6 protein-coding genes are annotated in these 8,818 nt (G+C 59.6%); 3 read left to right on the forward strand and 3 right to left on the reverse strand.

Going from position 1 to position 8,818, the window contains the following annotated elements:
- Window positions 1-73: 73 nt before the first annotated feature.
- The 3 genes from mksB to mksF are packed head-to-tail and all read left to right on the forward strand — an operon-like array spanning window position 74 to window position 4,882.
- Window positions 74-1,354: an Mks condensin complex protein MksB gene (gene mksB, locus MA884_RS13385; protein ID WP_256230968.1), complete on the forward strand. Its 1,281-nt coding sequence runs from the start codon at window positions 74-76 to the stop codon at window positions 1,352-1,354.
- Window positions 1,344-2,045: an Mks condensin complex protein MksE gene (gene mksE, locus MA884_RS13390; RefSeq protein ID WP_256230969.1), complete on the forward strand. Its 702-nt coding sequence runs from the start codon at window positions 1,344-1,346 to the stop codon at window positions 2,043-2,045. Before mksB ends, mksE begins: the two co-directional genes overlap by 11 nt.
- A complete protein-coding gene (gene mksF / locus MA884_RS13395) occupies window positions 2,042-4,882 on the forward strand; it encodes an Mks condensin complex protein MksF (RefSeq protein WP_256230970.1) in 2,841 nt (946 codons plus the stop codon). The genes mksE and mksF overlap by 4 nt, the downstream gene beginning before the upstream one ends.
- Window positions 4,883-5,075: 193 nt before the next feature.
- Here mksF and MA884_RS13400 read toward each other — a convergent pair whose 3' ends face one another.
- The 3 genes from MA884_RS13400 to MA884_RS13410 are packed head-to-tail and all read right to left on the reverse strand — an operon-like array spanning window position 5,076 to window position 8,641.
- Complete coding sequence (locus MA884_RS13400; RefSeq protein ID WP_256230971.1) at window positions 5,076-7,379, reverse strand: PqiB family protein; 2,304 nt, start codon at window positions 7,377-7,379, stop codon at window positions 5,076-5,078.
- The gene (locus tag MA884_RS13405; RefSeq protein ID WP_256230972.1) at window positions 7,372-7,995 is read right to left on the reverse strand and encodes a paraquat-inducible protein A; all 624 of its coding nucleotides are present in this window, start codon (window positions 7,993-7,995) and stop codon (window positions 7,372-7,374) included. Before MA884_RS13405 ends, MA884_RS13400 begins: the two co-directional genes overlap by 8 nt.
- Window positions 7,982-8,641: a paraquat-inducible protein A gene (locus tag MA884_RS13410; RefSeq protein ID WP_256230973.1), complete on the reverse strand. Its 660-nt coding sequence runs from the start codon at window positions 8,639-8,641 to the stop codon at window positions 7,982-7,984. Before MA884_RS13410 ends, MA884_RS13405 begins: the two co-directional genes overlap by 14 nt.
- Window positions 8,642-8,818 lie beyond the last annotated feature (177 nt).

Below are 8,818 nucleotides of genomic sequence, written 5' to 3' on the forward strand. Positions count from 1 at the left end.
CTCAGGGGTGAATCGCAACCGGCCTGATGCAGTACAATCGCCCCTTTTAATTGCCAACCCGACGGCCATTGCGATGATCGAACCCAAGCGCGTCTTGCGCGCCCTCGCTGAACACTGGGCATTGCTGGAACCTTTGTGCGAGCACTTCGACCAGGGCACCCTGAGCCTCAACGAATTGCGTTCACAGCTGGCCGCCCAACAACTGGACAGCACGCCCCAGGACATTACCAGCCTGCTGGACGTGTGGATCCGCCTGGATATCCTCGTACCAGTGGCAAAAAGCCCGAACCGTTTCGAGCTCAATGCCCAGATCCATGACTTCCTCGCCTACCTGCGCCGCGAACACCGCCTCGGCCTGTGCCTGGAAATCGAAGCCTACCTGCGCCACCTTGAGCGGCTGGCCGGCTACATCCAGGACGCGTTCGACATACGCGACGGCAACGACCTGGCCCGCCAGTTGCGCCTGTTGGACATGCGCGTGCGGGACGTACTCAAGAAACTCGCCAACGACGAACAGGCACTGGTAGCGGTGGCCGAACGGGCCAAGACCAGCGACCGGCAGATTCCGTTGCGCCAGCGCTACGCCGAAGTGCTGGCGACCTGGGATGAATACGTCGAACCGATGATCCAGTTGGTGAACGCCGATGGCGCGTTCGAACAAGGCGTGCGCAAGGTCGAGAACGTGTTATTGCGCATGCTCACCGAACAGCAGCGCCTCGGTCACCTGGTGGACGACGACATGTTGCTGCGCACCCACGCGCGCATCCTCGAAATGCAAACCAGCGCCCAACTGACGCTGCGCCATGCCCGTGAGCTGCTGCTGCCACTGCGCGAAGAGGCTCGCCGCCACAACGCCGTGACCCGTGGCGCGGCCCTGGCCCTGGCCGCCATTCGCCGTAAAGGCATCGACGCCGTGCCCCAAGCCGCCATGCCGCTGTTCACGCGGCCGCAGAGCACCTTCCTGGGCAGCGCCAGTCAGGTCGAAGCCTACGTGTACGCCCTGGCTCGTTTCGAGCCGAAACCGGCGCGCTTCCCCAAGTCTCACAAAACCCACAAGGGTGGTGAGGCGCCGCGCGCGCCGCGTACCGTGCGCGAGATGGTCGAGCGTTGCGAAGACGCGCTGCCAATGCCGGATCTGATGACCTGGTTGCTGGAACAGGAGCCAGACGGCGCCACCGACGAATTGCTGTACTGGTTTTCGCGCCTGTCGCGGGAAAAACGTTTCAAGCGCGAGCGTCTGGAACGCCGCGACTACCACACTCACGAGCATCAGGTCAGCCTGCGCTCCTTCGCCCTGCTCTCGGCCCGCGACACCGCCGCCGAGGATTCTGCGAGCATCCCTCATGCATCTTGATCTATCCGAACTGTCCCAACTGGCACCGATTTTTCGCGAGCTGTTCAAGGGCTATCACGTCAGCCGCCGCGACCCGGAGCTGTACGCGCAACTGTCGAACTTCCAGGACCAGTACCGCACGCTGTTCAAGGCCCTGGGTTTTGAGCTGGTGTGTGACACCCGAGGCTTCTACTATTTTGTGCCGGACCTGGCTGCCGCCGCGGTGAACAAGACCGCCCAACGCCTGGCGCTGTTCACCTTCATCCTCGTCGAGCACTTGGCCGACCAGGGCCGCGACCCGATTGCCGTGCTCGACGGTGGTAGCCTGGGCCGCGATGAGTTGCCATCGCTTTTGGAAAAGTACCGCGACCTGTTCCTTCAGGCCGAAGTGCAGACCCAGGAAGAGCTGGAAGAAAAAATCATGCGCCGCATGACTCAACTGGGTTTTGCCAGCGAAGAGAACGGCGTGTACCGCTTCCTGCCACCGATGCACCGTTTCCTCGACGTCTGCCTGTCGGTCCAGCAGGACCGCGACCTGGCCGCCAGCCTGCACAGCGTGCTGCCGTTGCCCGTGCCGGTGCTGATCGACGAAGACAGCGACGAGAAACTGCTGCAAACCGATGATCCGCTGGACCTCAGCCCCTTTGACGCTGAGAGCGAAGAAGACGCACTGGCCCGCGCCATTGCCGAAGAACAGGAGACCGACGCATGAGCAAGGAACGCTACGGTATCCGCCGCTTTGCCCTTTTGAACACCGCCGGTTACAGCCTGGGTCTGTTCCCGCTGGAAGAACCGCTGTCGGTGTACGGCGCAAACAACCTCGGTAAATCCGCGTCGATCAACGCCTTGCAGTTCCCGATCCTGGCGCGCATGTCGGACATGAGCTTCGGCAAGTACAGCCTGGAGCAATCCCGGCGGTTCTACTTTGCCTCGGACACCAGCTACATCCTGGTGGAAGTCGCCCTGCCCCACGGCCCGCACGTGATCGGTGTGGTCGGACGCGGCCCCGGCGGCGGTTTCGGCCACCAGTTTTTTGCCTACGCCGGCAAGCTGGACCTGGCCCATTATCAGAAAGACGACACCTGCCTGCGTCACAAAGAGCTATTCACCAACCTGGAGCGTGAAGGCCTCAAAGCCTACGAACTCAAGCCTGATGAATTGCGACGCCTGTTGGTGGGCGGTCATACCTCGATTCCACTGGACCTGACGCTGATCCCACTACGTTCCACCAGCGAACAGAGCCTCAAGACCTTCCGCGCGCTGTTCATCAACCTGTTGCACATGCGCGAAATTACTGCGGCCAAGCTCAAGCAACTGTTCCTCGACGCGTTCGAGCACAGCCTGCGTTCCGGTAGCGTGGATTACATCGCCGCGTGTGAAGAGGCCTTCCGTGATGTACGACGCATGGAACAGGACTACAACTCCCTGGTGGCTGCCGGTCCGCTGGTGGAGGCCCTGGCCAATGGCGTGAAGCAGCGCGATGTACTGCGCGGCAAACTGCATCGCCTGTCACCGTTGCTCGACTCGCTGCTGGGCACCTGGTCGGACTACGCCAGTGCGCGCAAGGAAGAGCTGACCATCCAGGCCGAACACTACCGTAACGAGCAGGATTCGCTGCAGAACGACCAGCGCGGCGGCACTCAGGAGTTGATGCGCCTGGAACGGGAAATCAGCGGTATCCAGCGCTGGATTGGCGAACTGTCGGTGCTCAAGAACCGCTTTGCCCTGGTGGATGACGTCAAGGTCCTCGAGCAACAACTGCTCGCGGCCAAGGATGCCCACGATGAACTGGCCGGTGCCCTGGCCCAGTCCCGCCAGTTCAGCGCCGAGGACCTGGATGAGCGCCTGCGGGATCTGGAAAAACGCCTGAAGTCGGTCAAGCAGCAACTCGATCACGCCGATAACAACAGCTACGCCCGTCTGCGGGAAGAATTCTCGCAACAGGACGTTGAACGCCTGATGCGCCTGTTCAACAGTGCGCTGTTCAGCCTGCCGCTGGGCGAGCACGGCATCGCGCTGGACGAGAACGGCGATTGGGTCAAATCCATGGAACTGATCCTCGACGGCTTCAAAGGTGAACGTTTCGAAGTACCGGGCCTGTCCATTGACCTGTCCCACATCGAACCGCCGGCCCTGCAAGCCCTGGCCGACCGCGCCGCGCTGCGGGACCAGAAAGAACGGCTGGAAAAAGAACTCAAACAGCTCAAGACCCAGCAAGCGGTGGCCGCCGACCGGGCCGCGAGCAAGACCCAGACCGAAGCGCTGTACCAGCAGGTGCTGGATGCGCAAAAAGCTCTGGAAGACTTCCGTCGCGCTCAAACCCTGAGCGCCGAAGAAGGCGATAAGCTCGAACAACTGGCGCAGATGGAAGCCGCCCAGGACGAACTCAAGCGTTCCAGCGACGCCTTCACCGAACGTGTCCAGCAGTTGTCCGCCAAGTTGCAACTGGTGGGCCGGCAGATCGCCGACATGGAAGCCAAGCAACGCACCCTCGACGATGCCCTGCGCCGTCGTCAATTGTTGCCGGCGGACCTGCCATTTGGCACGCCGTTCATGGACCCGGTCGACGACTCCATGGATAACCTGCTGCCGCTGCTCAATGACTATCAGGACAGCTGGCAGGGCCTGTTGCGGGTCGATGGCCAGATCGAAGCGCTGTACGCCCAGGTACGCCTCAAGGGCGTGGCCAAGTTCGACAGCGAAGACGACATGGAGCGCCGTCTGCAACTGTTGATCAACGCTTATGCCCACCGCACCGACGAAGCCCTGACCCTGGGTAAGGCGCGCCGTGCGGCGGTGACTGACATTGCCCGGACCCTGCGTAACATCCGCAGCGACTACGACAGCCTCGAGCATCAACTGGCGCTGTTCAACCGCGAGATCAACAAGCGTCAGGTCTCCAACCTGCAGAGCTTCCGGATCGTTCTGGCGCCGAACAAGGAAGCGCTCAAGCACATCGACCAGATCATCCACAGCGCCGGCCAGTACGAGGAAGGCGAGACCCTGTCGGTGTTCGACCTCAGCCAGAGCGCCGAGCAGGACAACAAGAACGAAGAGGCCAAGGAATACCTGGCTCGGCTGGTGGCGGCCAACCACAACCAGCTCGGACTCAAAGACCTGTTCGAACTGGCCTTCGAGATCACCAAGGTCAACGGCCAGCCCGTGATCCACACCGATATCGATGGCGCGGCGTCCAACGGCACAACGATGACCATCAAGGCACTGACCAACATGTACTTGTTGCTGCACCTGATGGACCGCGAACAGGCCGGGCGCGTGCGCCTGCCGTACTACCTTGACGAAGCGGCGGACATCGACGAGAAAAACCAGGCCGCGCTGCTGGAAACCAGTCTGCAACTGGGTTTCGTACCGATCCTGGCCAGTGTGAAGCCGCAAGTCTGCGCCAGTGTCGCCATCGACCTGGAAGGCGGCAGCGGCCCGAACGGCATCTACATCGACGAGGCGGATTGGAAATACATCCGTCGTCACGATGCGGTGAAAGCCACGGTGAACGTACAGGCCGACGAGCCGGAGCTCGATCCGGTTTGAGGTGAATAGCCGGACACAAAAAAGGCCGCGATCCAATGGATCGCGGCCTTTTTCATTGCGGTGGGCTTTTGAGGATTATCGCGAGCAGGCTCGCTCCCACAGGTTAGCGTCGTTCATGGCAATCAGGCACGACATGCATTGTGTGGGAGCGAGCCTGCTCGCGATGGCGTCTGAACAGACTGATTGCCCCCGATCACTTACCCAGCTTGATCTTCGGCGCCCAGGTCAGCCACTCCTCTTCAAACTGATCAAACAACGGGAAGGTCTGCTCCGGTCGCGCCGGATTGCCCATCCGCTCGCCATCCGGCGTGGCAAAAGCGATGCCGCCCTGGATCAGCGTCTCCAGCGACTCAGTCCGCACCGTCGCGCCCTTGAACAGCCCGAAGTCCATGCCGAAGCCACTGGTATTCCAGAACCGTGTGCCGCTGCGCACCAGTGGCACGTACTTGGGCTCGATCAGGATATGGACCAGCACACGGTCCGCCGTCTGGCCCAATTCATAACCGGTAACCTTGCCCACGGTAATCTCGCGATACGTCACCGGCACACCGGTCTTCAACGAACCACGGCGAGCGGCGCTCAACACCAGACTCAGACCGGCTTCGGGAACAACGTTTTGCGGCGGACTGGCGAGGGCCACGAAATTTTTCTGCGGCCCCAGGTTTTTCACCGGTGGTTGTACTTCGATGTACTGCCCTGTCACCAGCGTCTCCAGGTTCGAGGTTTTCATCAGCCCCAGTTCGGGCTTGACCACCCAGAACTGAGAGCCGACCCGGGCAATACGTTCCGGCACCTCGGTGATACGCGCGGTGAGCAGGATTGATTGCATATCGGCGCTGAGGTCCACGTCCTCGATCTTGCCCACATCCAGCCCTTTGAAGCGAATCGGCGTACCGCTGCGCAAACCGTCGGCGCGATCGACCTTGATCGTCACTATTGTGCCTTTCTGTTGCGCGGCTTCACGGTCTGCATGCAGGCGGAACCGTGGGATACGCCTTTTCAACGGCACATTGGGTTCCGGCGTCTCGAAAGAAATGCCGCCGGCCATCAGGCTTTGCAGCGATTCGCTCTTGACCTGGATACCGCCCGTCAAACCACCCGTGAGCGTAATCCCACTGGCGTTCCAGAACCGGGTCGATCCGTTGACCAGACCTTCGTATTCCTTCTCGATGTGCACACCAATGATCAACTGCTTTTTCTTGCGGGAGAACTGGTAGCTCTGTACCGATCCAACCTTGACCTGTTTGTAGAGAATCGGACTGCCGACCTCCAGTGAGCCCAGGTTTTCAGTGAGCAGGACCAGGTGCAGCCCGGGCGAACGCAAGTCCAGCGGTGGCGCCTTCGGCCTGGCTTCAAATTCGCGTTGCGGCGCACCACCCTTGTCACCGGGACGTATGGCGATGTAGTTACCTTTGACCAACGCCTCAAGGCCCGTAATCCCCGCCAGGGAGATCGACGGCTTGACCACCCAGAACTGAGTGCCGGTCACCAGGTAATCTTCAGCCAGTGGATCGAGGGTCAATTCAGCGGTAGCGCTGGACAGATCCGGATCGACCTTGAGGTTCTTCAGGCTGCCGACCTGGATGCCTTTGTACATGACTGGGGTACGACCGGCCTGTAACCCTTCGAAGTCGCTGAGCTTGACCTTCACGCGGATGCCGGCAGCGGCTGCGTCGAAGTCTTCATAAAGACGGAACGGCAGGCTCGGGTCCGTGGGCGGACTGTCTTTGCGACTCTCCGGCGTCGCGAACGCGATACCACCGGCCACGATGCTCGCCAGGGACTCGCTGCGCACTTTGACGCCCGACAGGTTGGCGTCGATGCTGATACCGCTGGCATTCCAGAAACGCGTATGTTTGCGCACCAGGCTGGCATAGGTCGGTTCGATGTAGATTTTGATTTCGACCGTGCTTTGGTCCTCGGATAGCAGGTAGCTTTTCACCTGTCCGACCTGAATCTGTTTATAGAACACCGGGCTGCCACGGTTCAGCGAGCCCAGCCGCTCGGCCTTGAGAGTCAGATGCAAACCCGGCTTGGCATCCGACAGTGGCGGCTCTTCGGCCAGGGCCTTGAATTTACGAATCGGCTCCCCTTCCCCCGGGCTGATGGCCACGTAGTTACCGGAGACCAGGGTTTCCAGACCGGTGATCCCGGCTAACGTCACGCTCGGTTTGACCAGCCAGAAACGTGTCCCGGTCTTGAGGTATTGCTCGACGTCCTTGTTCATCTCAATGGTCGCGACTACGCCTTTGGAGTTGCCTTCGTCATCGAGCTTGAGGGTCTTCACTTTGCCGACCGGCATACCCTTGTAGACAACTTCAGTCTTGTTGACCTGAATGCCCTCGCCACTTTCAAAGCGCACATTAATCTCGATACCGGTTTCGTTGTAAGCCCGCCAGCCGAGCCAGCCGCCGATGATCAAGGCAATCAGCGGCAGGACCCAGACGGCGGACCAGTTCGAAGCCGGTCGGGTTTTAGCGGTAGGCAAATCAGTCATGGTCGTCATCCGACTCCGTGTTATCCCAAATCAGTCGGGGATCGAAAGTTACTGCGGCAATCATTGTCAAAATCACTACGCTGGCAAAAGCGATTGCACCAAGACCGGCTTCGACACTGGCGAGCCGGCCAAAATTCACCACGGCCACTAAAATGGCGATCACAAAAATATCCAGCATCGACCAGCGCCCAATGAACTCGATAAAGCGGTACATAAGGATGCGTTGCCGCGCAGACATGGGCTGATGCCGCTGCACGGAAAACAGCAATAAGCCAATGCCCACCAGCTTGAAGGTCGGCACGACGATACTGGCGATGAACACCACGGCGGCGATCGGAATCATGCCGTGCTGAACCAACTCGATGACCCCGGCCATGATGGTGCTGGGAGCACCTTGTCCCAACGAGTTGACGGTCATGATCGGTAATATGTTGGCAGGAATGTAGAGAATCGCGGCGGTGATCAATAACGCCCATGTACGCATCAAACTGTTCGGGCGACGAGGATGAACCAGAGCGCCGCAGCGGGTACAGGTTTGTGTATCAACGTCAGCGTCCTGCCGATTCAACTCATGGCATTCGGTACAAATCCAGATGCCCGCATCAATCGCCCGCATGGGCATCCTCTCCTGATAACGCTTGCCATATCTGATGTGGCGACATCACCACCTCCAGCAAGACTTGGACCAGCAACAAACTGATGAAGCACGCCAAGCCAAGGCCTACGGTGATGGCGGCCATGTCCGCCAACTTGACGAGGGCGACTAGCACGCCCATGAGATAGACCTCCAGCATGCCCCAGTCGCGTAAATGGTGATAAATGCGATACAGCAATAAACCGTAGCTACGGCCGATATTCCAGCGGATGGTCAGCAGTACGGCCAGTTGGCAAAGCAGCTTAAGCAGCGGAATGCCCATGCTGCACAGGAATACCACCACCGATACGCCTTGCATGCCGGTATTGAACAAACCGACCACGCCACTCCAAACGGTGTCCTGGGAGGACTGCCCGAGTAGATTGAGCTGCATGATGGGTAAAAAGTTCGCAGGCACATACAACAACAGGGCCGCGATGACCAAGGCAAGACTGCGTTCAACCACGTTGTGGCGGTGAGCATAGAGCTCATACCCACAACGGGGGCATTCGGCTTTTTCGCCATGAGCCAGTTGAGGCTTGCGCATCAACAGGTCGCACTCATGGCACGCCACCAAGTCATCCAACGGCAGATCTGACAACCGAGGGGTGTCAAACGGATCGGGCATAAAGAGCTCTGGCTCAACTAGGGTGGAGGCTATTCTAGTGCTCTGGCTTGAAAATAACTGTGCAAATTTATTACCAGCGTCGGCAAACATTTATTACAGGCAAAACAAAACCCCTACCTGCGTCAGCAGATAGGGGTTTCGGAATTTAATCTTGACGATGACCTACTCTCACATGGG

The sequence above is a fragment of the Pseudomonas sp. Q11 genome (genome assembly GCF_024494355.1).
GTDB lineage: Bacteria > Pseudomonadota > Gammaproteobacteria > Pseudomonadales > Pseudomonadaceae > Aquipseudomonas > Aquipseudomonas hefeiensis.